Raw genomic sequence first — 14823 nt, forward strand, 5'->3', positions numbered from 1 at the left:
TGTTAGGCTACCACGTTAACAGAAAGATTAATCCTCAATATTTAAAATCCAATGAAAGTAATTTTCGTTTTAATATAGGATTTCTACATACCCTTGTGTTCCATTCACCCGGATTCTCTGTCCGTCTTCGATCAGCTTGGTAGCATTCTCCACTCCGACAACTGCACTTATGCCATATTCACGTGCGATAACTGCTCCATGTGTCATCAGTCCACCAACTTCGGTGACTAAGCCTTTTATTGATACAAACAATGGTGTCCAGCTAGGGTCAGTAAAGGAGGTGACTAATATATCTCCATCTTCTAGATCGGCATCTTCCATGTTTAAGATGACACGCGCTCGTCCCTCTATAACTCCAGAGGAAACAGCCAGACCTACAATAGCTTCGGCAGGGAGATTTTCTCGTTTGTACCGACCTGCAATGATTTCACCATCAGACGTGATAACACGTGGGGGAGTTAGTTTTTCAAATAATTTGTACTCGTCTTTTCGTTTGCTGATAATCTGGTAATCAAGTTGATTTGTGCGTACAACTTCGTGAAGTTCTTCAAAAGTGAGATAGTATATATCTTCTTTTTCATGAATAACGCCCGCTTGTGTGAGTTGTTCGGCTTCTTTGAGTAAAGCTTTCTTATAAACGAAGTAGCGATTAACTATGGCGTATTTTGGATATTCACGATAACCGATGAAATTCCGAATTAGGCCGATCATTCGTTTTGTCTCTTCGGACTTTTGTTCACCATCCGGTAATTGCTTCAATCGCTCTAATAACTCTTGTTCTTTCTTTAAAGCTGACCGTTGCCCTTGCTCAAATTTACGCTCGCTTTCACCAGGCTCAAAATTTTTGATGTTACTGAGAATCATCGGAACAAGTGTGGTTGGGTTTTCGCTCCAACGAGTTCTCGTAAGATCGATTTCTCCAACACATCGCATTCCGTATTTGTGAAGAAAAGTAGCGATCGCGTTCTGGGCTTCCTGTCCACCCTCAAGCTTCACCAATTCACCTAGAAAGTTATCCTCTTTTACCTGTTGCAAATACTCAATGACTTCCGGGTAAAGACGAATCGCATCCGCAACATCCAATAGTGCCAGACCCATTTCCGACGTAATATTGTTGGGTGCTGATTGAGAAAGTGTATCCGCTGCGTTTTTTTCGCCTAACCACTCGTTCATTTTTTCATTGATCCAGGAGGAAGCATTCATCCCAGTCATAAGCACACCAAAACTCTGTGAATCAGCGTTGGTCTTCTTTAATTGCTGGATATCTTCCAGGATAAAATCAAACAGATCCGCTCCTGATTTTGTTTGGATGGTTTGTTTTAACGCGTCGGTCGAGGTTTGACTCTGTTGAATCAAATCAGCAACAATCGCCGGATCGTAGTCGTTTAGGGTTTGAAAATCCGCAGGCGATCGACCTTTACCGCTTTTGCCGGAACTCCGATCGTCGGGTAACGATTTTATAAAATCTCCCCGCTCTAGGATGGTTGTAAGTGCGTCTTTCATGAGCGGATCGGATTTACCCAATGTGACGTTTAATACCGTTTCTCTACTGACAGGTGAAGCCAGTGTCGCTGTAACATCAACAAACAACCTTCCACCAGCAGTGTGCATGGGTGCATGGGTCATTAACAGGAAAAAAGACAATCCCAATGGTTTCATGGCATCGGTCATCATTTGGTTGTGACCGACAGAAACAAAGACGTGATTTTCCCGATCGCTCGTTTCAGGGATCGGGTATAAAGTAGTGATTGGCCGACTCTGGACAATATAAAATGTATCATCAACCAAACACCATTCGATGTCCTGGGGGCTGCCGAAATGTTCTTCGATCTTTCTGCCCATGCGCTCAAGCTGTAAAATCTGCTCATCCGTCAGCGCTTGCTTGTTCTGTCTCTCAGGTTCAATCTCCTGTTCTTTCGTACCGCCATCTTTTAAGGCGTAAATAGCCAGTTTCTTGGTGGATATCTTCTTATCGATAACCTTGCCGTTACACACTTTATAGATATCAGTATTCACAATGCCTCTGACCATGGCCTCACCAAGTCCGAAGCTGGCATCAATGGATAACACCTTCCTATTAGAAGTGACGGGATCGGCAGTAAACAAAATTCCTGCCACCTGTGGAAAGACCATCTTCTGAACAACCACAGACAGGTGGACTTTACGGTGGTCGAAGCCATTTTGAAGGCGGTAAATTACTGCCCTCTCAGTAAATAGCGATGCCCAGCACTTGCTGATATGCTGATAAATTGCTTCCTTTCCGATAATGTTCAAATACGTATCCTGCTGGCCTGCAAAAGAGGCCGTTGGTAAATCCTCTGCGGTTGCACTAGATCGTACTGCATAGGCATTTTTTTCTCCAAGCTGGGAGAGGAGGGGGGCGATCTCTTCATTAATATCTTGAGGAATGGTTATCCCTTCAATGAAAGAGCGAATCTCACCGCTAAGTTCACCGATTTTATCCCGGTCTTCCACTTTTAGAAGCGATAACCGATCGAGTAATTCATTAATCGACGACGTTTCCTCAATGATTCTTTTAAAAGCTTCAGTAGAAATACAAAAGCCATCCGGTACGCGGATTCCTTCAATCTTGGTAAGTTCCCCCAGGTTCGCGCCTTTACCCCCAACAAGCTTGAGTTTTGTTTTATCAATATCTTGAAAACAAAGCACAAATGAACTCATCAGTTTCCCCCCTTTGGCAATTCATACTATGCTTGCAATCAGCGGCGGCAAACAGCCTCTGCATCACAACCAGGATCTTCAACAGTCCGCTGCATTACAATTGTTAGGCGGCTCCACTCACACCGCCTTTGTGTACTTCATAGCGCAACTCAGCCATGCCAGCACCCATCTGATGAACAGACACTAGGCGCAGAACTGGACTTAGCACTCTGCGAGGGAATAGCGGCTTACCCTTGCCGAGGGTGGCCGAGCCAATCTGGATGATAAGCTCATCTAGTAAACCAGCATCGTAGAACTGACCAGCCAGATCTCCGCCTCCAACTATCCAGATGTTTTTGGTGCCAGCAGCAACTCGCATTTGGGCGTAGGCGTGGTGTACATCTCCATTGACGAATCGGATGTTTGCACCTTCGATTATTGTCAGCTTGCGACTAGAGAATATCCAGGCTGGCTGAGTGTATGGCCACGCACAGCCAGTCTCAGTGGCAACCTTTTGGGCGTTGCGTACCATCCACTCATAAGTTGCTGATCCCATTGCCAACGCACCCACATCTGAAATGAACTCTGGATAGCTGGAGTCATTCAAGTCACCAAGCGGAAACAGCCAATCTAGTGAGTCATTCTCAGTAGCAATGAAGCCATCAAGACTTGTCGCTGTGAAATACTGAGTTTTCATTTTTGTATGCAACTCCTAAATATGACTTCAAGCGTCTAATACTGCCCATCACCCGACGCAGATCACCTTTGCATCATAACCGATCGACTCTCGACGGTCGGTGTGCATGGGCCTTGTTATGCGGCGAAGCTATGCTGGGCGCTCTGCGCCATTGCTCGCTAGCTGCCACTACCGCAATGCGATCGCGTTTTCAGGATGCCAATCTGCTCGGTTCAGGCAATAAACAAAACAGTCATCGTCGCCAAACCTTCGTGGTTCAACAAATTGGAAGCCAAGACGTTCATAGAAGCGGTGAGCGCGAGTATTGCTGGCAAGCGGATCGATGAGGACAGCCGTCACACGCGGGTCAGCAAAACATCGAGCTAGGGCAAGCTGCATCATTCTTGTGCCGTAGCCTTTACCCAAATCTGTTTCTTCCCCAATCCAGATATCAATGGCACGAAGATCCGGTGCAACATCGCCCCAATAACGGCTTTCCTCACGCGCTGGATCGATAATTTGGATAAATCCAATCGGACGACCCTCGATCTGAGCAATTAGTTGCTCTCTCCAATCCGGATTGCGACTCAGTTCTACCTCCCAATACCAATCATCGTTGGGATCTGAGGCAATGACATGAGGTTGTTGATCCCAGTGTTGCAGCAGGTTCAGGTCAGCAGGGGTGGCAGGGCGTAAATTAATCATCACTACACAAGCCTCATCCGCTTACGATCGCGCATAAATGGTTGCCATCCCTTGCGGTTCATTGATGTATTTACCACTATGTAAGGGGCTGTATGTCTCGTTGTAAAGACACAGGCTCTGAGGATTTTTGGCAATAAACTGCATCATCTGTCGATGAGGTTCACCCCGGAAGAATTCTTTTAGGCTGTTTTCAGCAAACCCAGTAACTCACCATGATCACTTCATTAAGACCACAGATACCTGCTTTGACTTGCATACAGCCTTTAGCTTTAGCAGTCACGTTCTTGATCCACAAAAGCTGTTTCCACATCCAGAAAAAGCCAGCGCGATTGCGAGCCACAAAACCATTTACAAAAACGACCGCTTCTGGGCTTTCTGGAAGATTGATTCGGTAAACAGAATAACTCATACATCAATACTCCTAAGCGTTACAAGTAGGCACAAGCTAGATGGACAAAACAAACATTGCCAAATTGCCCGAGTTAAGCTTAGAGGCTCTTAGCAGCTTGTCAAAGACATCGCCTGCCCTAAATCACGATACATAATGACACGTCGATCAATGGGTAATCCTGCCTCAGCTTCCTTGCACCTGATCTTCTGAAAACCAAAGCTTAGTTCAACTTCAGGCAAAATCTGGAAACCAAGTTTTGTATAGAATGGGGCATTCCACTCAATGTCGAGAAAGGTCGATAGTAATATTTTCTGATAGTTCTGTTTTTTTGCCCAAACACAAACGCACTCAACCAGTTCGCGTCCAATGCCTTTGCGTCCATAAGCTGGATGGACATCAATTTGCTGTAGATAAGCATTTCCATCTACCTCTTGGGCGATCGCATACCCCACAACTATATCGCGATCGTTGACCGCAACCCATACCCGTTCTGCTTGAAATTGTTGAGTAACAAAGTCCATCGAGAGGGGTTGAGCGTTAACCAGAAAAGCGTAAGACGTGTCACAAAATAACGTAGCTGCGGCTTGTTCTATCTCAGCTAGCTTGACTAAATCTTCAATGCGGGCAAATCGGATTGCATAGTCTGGAGACATAAGATTATACAAGATTTGTGGCAAGGATATTTACTTGTTATGAAAAAATGTTCAGATTAGCTATTTTTTTGCTCCTAACTTGCACATTTTAGAAGCCTTTAAAGGTCTTCGATTCTGCATGAAGGATCGGTGCAAATGACAATCGCGACAATGGCAATTGCCCATGACAATTGGCTCTGCCGAACATTCGTAGCGGATATTTCCACATAAACAACCACCTGTAAAAGGTACTTTCATCTTAGTTATCCTGTGTTTTCAGTAACCCACTGGACGAGTTGAATGACGACACCATTCGGATCTGTCACCTGAAAGAATCTCTCTCCCCAAGGTTCTGTTTCGATCGCAGTTGTAATGGGTACACCTTCTGTTTGGATCCGCATATATTCTCGATCGATGTCATCTACCACAAGGACAATAAGTAAACCGTCCGCTCGATGTCCTCGCATCTGGATAGGTTTGAAGCTTGCCAGTCCAGTTTGAAGAAAGATAAGATTAAAGCCAGCATCCGGTCTAGAGAGCGATACAAAGCCATCGGCGGACATCTCTTCATGGAAACCAAAATGTTGCTTAATGAAGGTAGCTGATGCGGTGACATCATCAACATTAAGTGAGATGGCGGAAGCAGTAATCTGCATAAATTACTCTGGTACAAACTAATAAATTATGATGCAGTATTAATCGGCAAGGATTGTAAAAAATTGACCTTAATCGAGCAGAACAACATGGCAGGGATGAAATCCGCGTTGTGCCAGGTATTCAGTGGGCGTGCAATTGGCCAGCGACCGAAAATCGTGAATAAAATGTGCCTGGTCGAAATAACCACAGGCGATTGCAATGTCCGCCCAATCAACCCGATCTTTACCGGATACTAGGTCAAGGGCTTGCTGTAAGCGTCGAACCCGACAAAATAGCTTGGGGGTTAGCCCCACTTGATCTCGGAATAGTTGGTTGAAATGGCGGGCACTGAAGCCAATTTTATCTGTTACTTCGCTCACTCTGGTGGTTGGATATCTCCTAAACTCTTGCAATGCCATAGCGATGGCGGCATATCGATCTAGCGGTTTCATTACCATCAGCAAAAATTGCTCCAAAACCCAAAAGCGGCTTGCTACTGTTGGCGATTCTAGAAGGCGCTCGCGTAGTTCAACCGCCCGACCCTGCCATAATTCATTTAATGAAATTCTCTGGTTGTGCAATTCCCCCGCGGGCAACGTAAAAAATGGGGTATTGCCCCCAAGTTTGAAATGTACGCCCATCATCGATATCTTGCTGTCATTGTTGATAATGAAGCTTTCAGAATGGGTACCGCAAATCATCATGCCGTTGGTGCTGCCGATTTGCGCTCGACGGTCGCGATCGAATAGTGGAATCCTATCTTCATGTAGATTGATAACCAACTCCATTGAACCGATGGGCAATAATCGAGACTGCGCTTTAGGTAAGTTCTCACCTTCTCAACTCCAGAGCAGTTCAACAAATTGCGAGAGCGGCGATCGCGGTTGGTAAGTCTGGTAAATCATCTGGTTTTGCCAGTCAATCAACACTAACAGATCATCTTTAGGCTACCGCCGAAACCGATGATTTGGCGACTTTACTCCAACTCGCACACCATACTAAACGATACTCCACCTATCCGATTGACAATCTCGCTCCCTGGTACTTTGATAAAGCCTGCTCTTCATACAACCTCAGACACTTATTAAGTCTGGGAGTGAGCAATGCCGTAGCCGATAAAATCACGCTTCAGGTCACAGAAGTAGATTTCTCTGGCACTAATACTTGGTCATTTTAATAATTATGACAAGGAATGCTAGATAATAAGGATAAACGCGAACACCATATAGTTTATCTGTACTATTTTGGTCAAAATTTAGAACCCATTTAACTATTGTTTATTGCAATAACTCAGTAAGTGCTTGGTGAACAACTTAGATGAAACTGGGTAAAACACTGGCTCATAGTCAGCGTTCCAAAAGAAATGCCAGCGATACTTGGTGTCAAAATCAGATGCCCATTCTTCAAAGCTGTAGTTGTAACGTTGCCCATTTCGCCATTGCTTTGCATGAGCAACTATTGTGTCAACTTTCACCCCAAATCTTTCAGCCATTTCATAAGCAGTAAGAAAAGGTAGCTGGGTAAATTCTTCTTCTAGCTCAAATTCTTGATCCACATTAGGTGAATCATTGGCTATTCCATCCTGTAAAGAATTTACAATTTTTTGGGATTTTTGGGTATCAGTTAAAAAAGCTGATACAAAGATAAGACCTAGCCCACTTAAGGCAACTATTTCAGTAAATGTAGTTAAAATTTCTTGAATCATGATTGGTTTGTAGGATTCCTGGGTAGATGCAATCGATATATATTCCCAAATGATGCTTTAGTAGGTGTGTTATCTCCAACAAATACGACGTGTTCAGTATTGTACATTTGATTTACTGATACACGTTAACGAGCGCAGTTTTTAATAACCCAAAGTAATGGAATTGGATCGGTTTCTAAATAGGATATCCCAGAATATTCATAAGGATATTTGCTACTCATTTCAGATAAAGCAACTTTAGTGAGCGTTTGCAGTTTAATACCAGCAAGCTCTTTAGAATCCGTACTTAGCTTTAATTCTTTATAGTTATTACTTGGTGTGATATGGAGAATAACTCCATTACAAGCAACTTGCCAATGATTATTGTACGAACGATTTTGGCGAGCATTAGCTTTTTGTTCTCTACTTCCTGGGTGAAAAAGTATGCCACGTATTATTACATATTTCTGCCATTTAAATTTTAAACTTGTATTTTTATCTTTATTTTCTCGAATAAACTTTTTTATCTTTGCGGCTGTACCTTTTGGCGAGCAATCTGTCCAATCATACTTTAAATAAACGTTTGTTAATTCCGAGGCGGTTTGAGATTTTCTCCCAATGATAATTAAACGCCTGGAGAAAGCTTTCAAAAAATATCTCAGGATAACTTCTGATGGAATAACAGCAGGTAATTCAACTCTTGTTCCATTTAATAAAGGTTGAAAATTATTGATTAAGTATTTTTCGGCTTCGCCTAAGCCTGACTCATTCCATACTTGCCAAGCTATTTTCACTGGAAAATTTTTATCAATTTCTTCCAACTGATATTGACGGTGATGATTTTTCCATCGAGATGCTAAATTAGTCGCTTGTCCTACATAGAGGATTCTATTTTGTGAGTCTATTGCAAAATAAATGGCTGTACAATTAGGAAGTTTTTTCGATTCGGATAAATAAACTGACGGTAACTTAAAAGGATTAATCAATGTCATGTGAACATTTTCAGTAAAACTTATTTCTGAGTTTTTTACTCATGCTGCTACCATAATTAAATATATCATGATTCCCAGATGTTATTAGAAGACATCAAACTGTCTGAACTGCCATCAGTTGATTTATTAAAAATAGCTCAATTACCTAATTGTGCAGCTATCTACTTTGTATCTGACAGCAAAAATCAGGTTATTTATATTGGGAGAACATTAAATTTAGTTGAGCGTTGGAGAAATCATCACAGATTTAAGCAGCTAAAAAGGTTGAATAGAAAAGACCGTATTAGTATTAGCTGGATGGCTTGCAGCCAGGATGTAAATGCTCTCTCAAGTCTCGAAAATAAGTTAATAGATTTATATAAGCCGCCATTGAACTGGACGAAAGTCATATCGCCTATTAGAAAAATAACTCCATCCGAGATTGCACTACAGCAAAGCCTGCAACAGCTAGCACAGTTAAATACTATGATATTTGGCTTTGATCCAATCGCTGACGAAGAACCACCGACAATATACTTGGTGTACCCTGTCTATGGCAAACGCGGTCTATCGGGCAGCATACGAAGTGTATTAAAAAATATAAACAAAAAAGCTAGCTCTTTGAAGTGGAAAGAGTACTACACAGACCCTAAATCTTTAGGTAAATTCGGTTATTGGTCAACGATTTACAACGGTATCAGAATAGACCTAGCTCCATTTCAAGGTCTAGTCCACTTTATGAATACTACCTATAAAACTGTAGCTGGTGTAGAGTTGATGGCTTTTAGCCATGACCAGCTAGAAGTATTTTTAGAAAATACATCATCAGAAGTTAAGGAGAGCATTTCATGTTTAGATGTCCTAGAGGATGACCCTATTCCTATAAAGTTTGTTGATCAATATCAGCCAGATAATGGGAAACATAAAAATATTGTTGAAGTAGAACCCTGGGAAGAATTAGAGCCAATGCCTGAAGGTGAAATTCGAGAAATGACCCGTCAGTTCTTATATGTGGACGGTGTAGAGGTAGAGGTATGTAGTAACGTCAATGAGAAGTATTTTGTCAGGCACAATGTTTATTGGTGGATAGTGTTTGAAAGCAAAAATCCTGACCCAGTATCTCAGAACGTGATAGGAAACTTAAAAAACTTCATAGATAAACTACCTACTATCAAATGGTCTGGTTATAGATTTAGATTGGAAACTATTGTATTTAGTGAGGACGATGTAGAAGTAGAGAGTGTACTGCTTCCACTGGCTATGTTTGAAAGTTTAATCAGGGAAGCAAAGTTCCATTCTGCGGGCAAGCTTACCGAAGAACTTAAAAGTGGTGAATACAAGCCCAAACCAGATGATAGAGCAAATATAAAACTATGTGCATGGCTACAGCACAATTCATTAAGCTCATTGCTACAAACCAAAAATAGCTAAACAAATACAGCCATTCAAGAAACCTCTACCTGTTTTAAAATCAGGAAATGCCTTGAGTGAATCCAAACCTTGAAGTTTTAAAACTTGAATTCTGAGAATTTTGCACAACTATTTATAAAAATCATCTCCCATCGTCATGTTAGAAAATGTTACTGCATGGGAACCCTAAAATCCAAAGCCATGAGGCTATTGATGGGATGTAGGTGCAATGAATCTTACTAGCAATTCTAGGGTTATGGGGCGGCTTTTACAGGAACTATCGTGGGTTGGTAGTACGATTAAAGAATATCGAGATGGTGGACGAGGATTTGAAAACGTTCTCACTGCTGAAGTATTTCTTGCATTAGACTTTCTTCCTCGTCAATTTTTCTTGGGTGCTGTAGTTGAAGCATCGCATGGTGCTACAAAAGTGCGTACTCTACTTCAGCGAGAGATTGAACAAGCTGAGTTTACTCTTTTACCAGGCAACTTCTACCTCAGCCCAAGTGGTAGAGTGGATCAAAAAGAACTTGCAGTACAGCCCGATGGAGTAATCAAAACACCAAGTTGTTTTGGGCTGATTGAGGCAAAACGTATTAAACCAAGTTCATTTCAGCCAGAGCAACTCGCCCGCGAGTTTGTACTGGTAATGCAAGAGGCGTTAAATCGAAACCAAGAGCCAATACTATGGCTTGTTCTAGGTGAAGAACCTCCTGTATCAGTTCAACGGCATGGGCGGTTAGATCCTGTAAATGCTATCGAGCTTTATCTTGAATCCGTCTTAAACCGTACCGAGAACCATAATTTTGAAAAATCAGTACTTCTACAACAGGTTCATGAAGTGGTTTGTTGGACTACTTGGCAGACTATTGCAGAAGTAGTTAAAAAGCAAGTTGGCGACATTACTATTCCTGAACCGTCGGCCAGGGGGTGTGTACAGAGGCTTGCAAATTCAGTTGTTCAATCGATTATTTGGCACTCATAATAGAACTGACCAATCACTTTTTATTTATTGTGCATTCAACAAACTTTCAAGTTCATCAGGTTCACTTTCTGGCTTGAGATACAAAGTACAAATTCTTTCCACTTCTTCTGGTGATATACTCTGCTTGTTGTTCTAAATGTCGGTTGCAGTGCATTCGCTCCGGTGATGATACCAAAAAACTTACCTGTTCCCTTAGAATCGAGCAAATGCAACCATATACTGAAGAAACGGTTGAGTTAGATAAACAGTAGTAAATTATGTCAACAATCCAACGCTTATCAAACGGATTAAACCTAATTGTTAAGTACGATGAATCAGCCAATGTTGGTATTGGCTCAGAGATAAACGAGCTGGGTATCATTTATGTAGAGGATAAATCTTTGAAAACTTATACCAATATGTCAGAACTTGAACGTCATAATATGAATTCTTGGGGTTGGAAGTGGGATAATGGATTGTGGATCATAGACTTAGATTAAGGTATTACTGGACAATAGGAGTGGGCAGTAGATTTTAAGTTAGCTTGCGGTTATTTTTAAGAGAGCATAGATGCAAAGTTTTATGTCATTATTGGCGCTCAAGTACGAAATTACATTGCCTCTTGCTCTGTTTATGGTTTAGAATTTTTCTCATTTTTTAGTTCAAAGCACACTTACACAACTTGAAGTTCTGTTGAAATAAAACTTAGGAAAGAAGTGTAGAGAAAAATATGAGCGATCGCTTAATGGAAAAACTGTTTAATGAGACAGTCAGCCCAATCTTCTCTTCAAACAACTTAACTAAATATTCAGCGCTCAAACAAAGAGAAGACGAATTCAAAGCATTATTTAATATTGAACTAGTAGAATATGTTGACTCGAAGAGAGGATTTAACTTTTCTCTATTTATCCGCGACTTTTTGAGCGAAGCTAAATTGCCATATAATAGCAGTGCTGTTAAGCAAAAATATGGAGAGCGAGCGGCGAATTTGATTGGGGAATTAATTTGTATTTGAAAGCCAGATTTTTTCTCAACTAAACTAAAGCATAAATAAGGATTTTAATTGATTTTTAGTAGCTAAAGCATTACAGAAATCTAAGTTGAGCCTAATTAAAATGCTGTTTGAGAAGTGGGTAAAGTTGTGCAGCCATAGATTCAAATTTATCCCCATCTGGATAGGGGCTGGCAATCTCATTTCCATCTTCATTCAGCCAAAAATGCTGATTTGGAGAATAATACAAGGATAATATTGCTCCACGCCACCATCCTCCAAGAATTAGTTCATCTTTAAAGTAATTAAGAGAAAAATCCACTCTCGGATTTCGGTATAAATTGCTATTAGGATTTGGGTCAGGGCGATTTTTGGGGTTAAATTGTTCAGTAAAATATCCTTGAAATTCAATGGTAATAAAATCCTCAGATATTTTAACAATCAGCTTGTATCTAGTATGTGCATAGGCTTGCGCTGCAATCGCGCAAACAGCCAACTCTAATTCTAATGATAAGTTTGATAAATTCATAGCTCTTTTTTGCTGTCAACTCACCACCACATTAGGGACACCTTAACTGAGTTTCCCCACCCTTAACATCTTCACCCTAAACTTCGACTTTCTCAAGGTTAATTACTCTGTTGCATTAGTAGTGAAGCATAAAATAGTTCTTGTCAGATTTTGGTGATGATGAAAGGTTACGCACTTTAAGGCAGAAGGCAGGAGGCAGAAGGTTTTAAAACGTTTTCTTATCCGAGCGTGGGATTTGTGACTTCACTCTTGCGATCGCTGACGGCTTTCTTGTGATGCAGATGTTCTATAATCCAAGCAGAGCTTCAATTGTGGGAATTTTTCGTTCCTCTTCCTTCTGCCCTCTGCTTTCTGCCTTACCTCAACCAAGATCACCAAAAGTTGCCAATAACCCATATTTTGACCTTTTTATAGTGTAAGTTGCAGAATGCTAATCGCTCTCACTAGTATTGTTGTATCGAATATCACATCCTTAGTTCTTCCTTTGGACAAGATAGCCTTGGCGGTAATCACTCTTCTTTAATTTGGAAGCTTGACGTGCAGACCACTGACGCATAGGAGTAACTTTCTCTACATGAAGTAGCTTTTGGCGATAAGTATCATTGCCCGTTAGTTGGGCGATCGCACCAGCAATAAATCGAGCGCAGCGTTCTGGCTGAGACGAGACTTGTTCTTCTGCAAACCGGATGACTAGCCAGTTGGCATCGACAAAACACTTGTTCCTGTAATCATCCTCGCCGATACAGTGGGTAGGCTTAAGAGTTGCAAACGAAATTGGCTCATCGACCTCCAAATCTATCTAAATGGAGCAAGAGGACTCCTAGTACAACGAAGCTTATCAGGAAGGAGAAGGCAGTCGCTTCAAGTCGGCAGAGAGCCGCCCAACGCGCTGCCTCATGAATTGCAACCAGTATAGAACCGACCGTTGGGAGACTTCTACACAGATTGAAAGCATGTGTAGAAGATAGTAAGATATAGAAACATTCGGGAAGTCAAGAATGCTTACAGTTACTTATGAGTACAAACTCAAACCTACAAAACAACAGATTGAGGATATCGAAAATATATTAACTGTCTGCCGTAAAGTATGGAATTATGCTTTACGTGAAAGAAAGGATTGGGTTAATTCTCGTAAGTGTAAAGTAAATGCTTGCTCCTTAGAATATGAATACATTATCAAAGCTGATGAGCCATTCCCTAATTATCATGTTCAAGCGAAGAAGTTAACTGAAGCGAAGAAAAATAATCCTGAGTTAAAAAATGTAAATGCTCAGGTACTCCAACAAGTTCTCAGAACTTTAGATCGTGCCTGGGAAGATATGAAATCCAGAAATTTTGGATTTCCTAGATTTAAAAAATATTTCAGGATGAAAAGCTTTGTTTTTCCACAATTAAAAGGAGAAATAATCAAAGCTAATCGAGTTAAGTTGCCTCAGCTTGGGTGGGTTAAGTTTCATCAGTCTAGACCAATTCCAGACGGCTTTGCTGTTAAGCAAGCTAGGGTGGTAAGAAGGTCATCTGGATATTTGGTCATGCTGTCATTACAGCTAGATGTTAATGTTCCAGATATTATTTTTTATGGTCATCCGATTGGAATTGATGTAGGTCTTGAAAGTTTTTTAGCTACTTCCGACGGTCAATTAATTGCTAGACCAAAATTCTTCAACTCGCTTCAGTGTCAGATGAAATTGCTACAAAGAAGATTGAAGCACAAGAAATTAGGGTCTAATAACCGCAAAAAGTTGAACACAAAAATAGCTAGATTGCATCAAAAGATTTCTGATACCAGAAAGGATTTTCACTTCAAAACAGCGCATAGGCTCTGTGACCAAGGAGACTCAATATTTGTTGAAGACATTGATTTTAGAACCTGGGCTAAAGCTATGCTTTGTAAGCATACACTTGATGCTGGGTTTGGTCAGTTTTTCAATATCTTAAGTTATGTGTCCTGGAAACGAGGGAAGTATTTTGGCAAAGTAAACAAAGACGGAACTAGCCAAATTTGTCCTAATTGTGATGCACATACGGGTAAGAAAACATTGAATGTGAGAGTACATTCTTGCCCTGAATGTGGATACACAACAAATCGAGATGTTGCAGCTGCTCAAGTCATCAGAAATCGTGGTGTAAATGCCGTTGGGCAAACGGTATTAGAAAATGCTTGTTGACTCGTTCTGACGGGAACTAGTTGCAACTAGTCTAGTTAAGTGGGGATGAAACAAGAATCTCCAGCCAAAGCTTCGGTTGTGGCGGTGAGAGTGTCAAGTGTAAGCCAGTATTTGGTTCAACCATCAGAAAATCAGCCGTAAATGGTAGTCGATGCCCTGGAGGAAGCATCACCTGCTGGGGAGAAACAATTTCACCAAAATAGTGTTTGAGAACATTTTCAAACAGCCCCTCACTTGCCCCGATTGGTGCATCTCCCTGTCCAGAAGGAAAAACTAAAGGGGTAAACTGTTTTTTTTCTTTAACTAACTCTGGGATAACAACAATTGGATATTCTGGTGTCTTTGCCATACTTGCACTAACTCTTCATACTGCAATTATCTAAATTCACAACGCGATTACACAAT

Annotated in this window: 18 protein-coding genes and 1 pseudogene; 5 read left to right on the forward strand and 14 right to left on the reverse strand. The window is 41.2% G+C overall.

Translation table 11 applies throughout. The features are described 5' to 3' along the window. Window positions 1-69: 69 nt before the first annotated feature. From ppsA to V7K53_RS24540, 11 genes are all read right to left on the reverse strand, one after another. The gene (gene ppsA / locus V7K53_RS24495) at window positions 70-2682 is read right to left on the reverse strand and encodes a phosphoenolpyruvate synthase (RefSeq protein ID WP_335200132.1); all 2613 of its coding nucleotides are present in this window, start codon (window positions 2680-2682) and stop codon (window positions 70-72) included. A gap of 103 nt (window positions 2683-2785) precedes the next feature. Beyond that, window positions 2786-3358, reverse strand: a complete 573-nt coding sequence (locus V7K53_RS24500; RefSeq protein WP_335200133.1) for a dihydrofolate reductase family protein — start codon at window positions 3356-3358, stop codon at window positions 2786-2788. A gap of 168 nt (window positions 3359-3526) precedes the next feature. Continuing rightward, on the reverse strand, window positions 3527-4042 hold the full coding sequence (locus tag V7K53_RS24505) for a GNAT family N-acetyltransferase (RefSeq protein ID WP_335200134.1): 516 nt from the start codon (window positions 4040-4042) through the stop codon (window positions 3527-3529). Window positions 4043-4063: 21 nt separating this feature from the next. Continuing rightward, window positions 4064-4189 (reverse strand): hypothetical protein, encoded by a 126-nt coding sequence (locus V7K53_RS24510; RefSeq protein WP_335200135.1) that lies wholly within the window; start codon window positions 4187-4189, stop codon window positions 4064-4066. Window positions 4190-4232: 43 nt separating this feature from the next. Then, window positions 4233-4451: a hypothetical protein gene (locus tag V7K53_RS24515; RefSeq protein WP_335200136.1), complete on the reverse strand. Its 219-nt coding sequence runs from the start codon at window positions 4449-4451 to the stop codon at window positions 4233-4235. A gap of 89 nt (window positions 4452-4540) precedes the next feature. After that, entirely contained in the window at window positions 4541-5086 is a 546-nt protein-coding gene (locus V7K53_RS24520; protein ID WP_335200137.1) for a GNAT family N-acetyltransferase, read from the reverse strand. 60 nt (window positions 5087-5146) lie between these two features. Beyond that, window positions 5147-5323: a GFA family protein gene (locus V7K53_RS34125; protein WP_442940509.1), complete on the reverse strand. Its 177-nt coding sequence runs from the start codon at window positions 5321-5323 to the stop codon at window positions 5147-5149. Window positions 5324-5328: 5 nt separating this feature from the next. Next, window positions 5329-5721, reverse strand: a complete 393-nt coding sequence (locus V7K53_RS24525; protein WP_335200138.1) for a VOC family protein — start codon at window positions 5719-5721, stop codon at window positions 5329-5331. Between the two features lie 69 nt (window positions 5722-5790). Beyond that, complete coding sequence (locus V7K53_RS24530; RefSeq protein ID WP_335200139.1) at window positions 5791-6489, reverse strand: helix-turn-helix transcriptional regulator; 699 nt, start codon at window positions 6487-6489, stop codon at window positions 5791-5793. 482 nt (window positions 6490-6971) lie between these two features. Beyond that, window positions 6972-7406 (reverse strand): hypothetical protein, encoded by a 435-nt coding sequence (locus tag V7K53_RS24535; protein WP_335200140.1) that lies wholly within the window; start codon window positions 7404-7406, stop codon window positions 6972-6974. Between the two features lie 125 nt (window positions 7407-7531). Next, entirely contained in the window at window positions 7532-8377 is an 846-nt protein-coding gene (locus V7K53_RS24540; protein ID WP_335200141.1) for a GIY-YIG nuclease family protein, read from the reverse strand. A gap of 78 nt (window positions 8378-8455) precedes the next feature. Here V7K53_RS24540 and V7K53_RS24545 point away from each other — a divergent pair, with 78 nt between their 5' ends. The 4 genes from V7K53_RS24545 to V7K53_RS24560 all read left to right on the forward strand — a co-directional run bounded on the left by V7K53_RS24545 (window position 8456) and on the right by V7K53_RS24560 (window position 11745). Beyond that, window positions 8456-9787, forward strand: coding sequence for a GIY-YIG nuclease family protein (locus V7K53_RS24545; RefSeq protein WP_335200142.1), 1332 nt, complete (start codon window positions 8456-8458; stop codon window positions 9785-9787). A 208-nt stretch (window positions 9788-9995) separates the two neighbouring features. Beyond that, on the forward strand, window positions 9996-10751 hold the full coding sequence (locus V7K53_RS24550; RefSeq protein ID WP_335200143.1) for a hypothetical protein: 756 nt from the start codon (window positions 9996-9998) through the stop codon (window positions 10749-10751). Window positions 10752-11008: 257 nt separating this feature from the next. Beyond that, a complete protein-coding gene (locus tag V7K53_RS24555) occupies window positions 11009-11230 on the forward strand; it encodes a hypothetical protein (protein ID WP_334986391.1) in 222 nt (73 codons plus the stop codon). Between the two features lie 230 nt (window positions 11231-11460). Continuing rightward, entirely contained in the window at window positions 11461-11745 is a 285-nt protein-coding gene (locus V7K53_RS24560; RefSeq protein ID WP_335200144.1) for a hypothetical protein, read from the forward strand. Window positions 11746-11836: 91 nt separating this feature from the next. Here the strand turns inward: V7K53_RS24560 and V7K53_RS24565 are convergent, their stop codons facing one another. Continuing rightward, entirely contained in the window at window positions 11837-12250 is a 414-nt protein-coding gene (locus V7K53_RS24565) for a hypothetical protein (RefSeq protein WP_104899404.1), read from the reverse strand. Between the two features lie 472 nt (window positions 12251-12722). Further along, window positions 12723-13049, reverse strand: a pseudogene (locus V7K53_RS24570) (hypothetical protein); the annotation flags it as partial. A 199-nt stretch (window positions 13050-13248) separates the two neighbouring features. Here V7K53_RS24570 and V7K53_RS24575 point away from each other — a divergent pair. Next, window positions 13249-14418, forward strand: a complete 1170-nt coding sequence (locus V7K53_RS24575; protein ID WP_335200145.1) for an RNA-guided endonuclease InsQ/TnpB family protein — start codon at window positions 13249-13251, stop codon at window positions 14416-14418. Window positions 14419-14449: 31 nt separating this feature from the next. On the opposite strand, the gene V7K53_RS24580 is transcribed toward V7K53_RS24575, so the two are convergent. Then, a complete protein-coding gene (locus V7K53_RS24580; RefSeq protein WP_442940510.1) occupies window positions 14450-14767 on the reverse strand; it encodes a hypothetical protein in 318 nt (105 codons plus the stop codon). Window positions 14768-14823: the final 56 nt, after the last annotated feature.

It is taken from the genome of Nostoc sp. (assembly GCF_036917355.1).
Taxonomy (GTDB): Bacteria; Cyanobacteriota; Cyanobacteriia; order Cyanobacteriales; family Nostocaceae; genus Nostoc.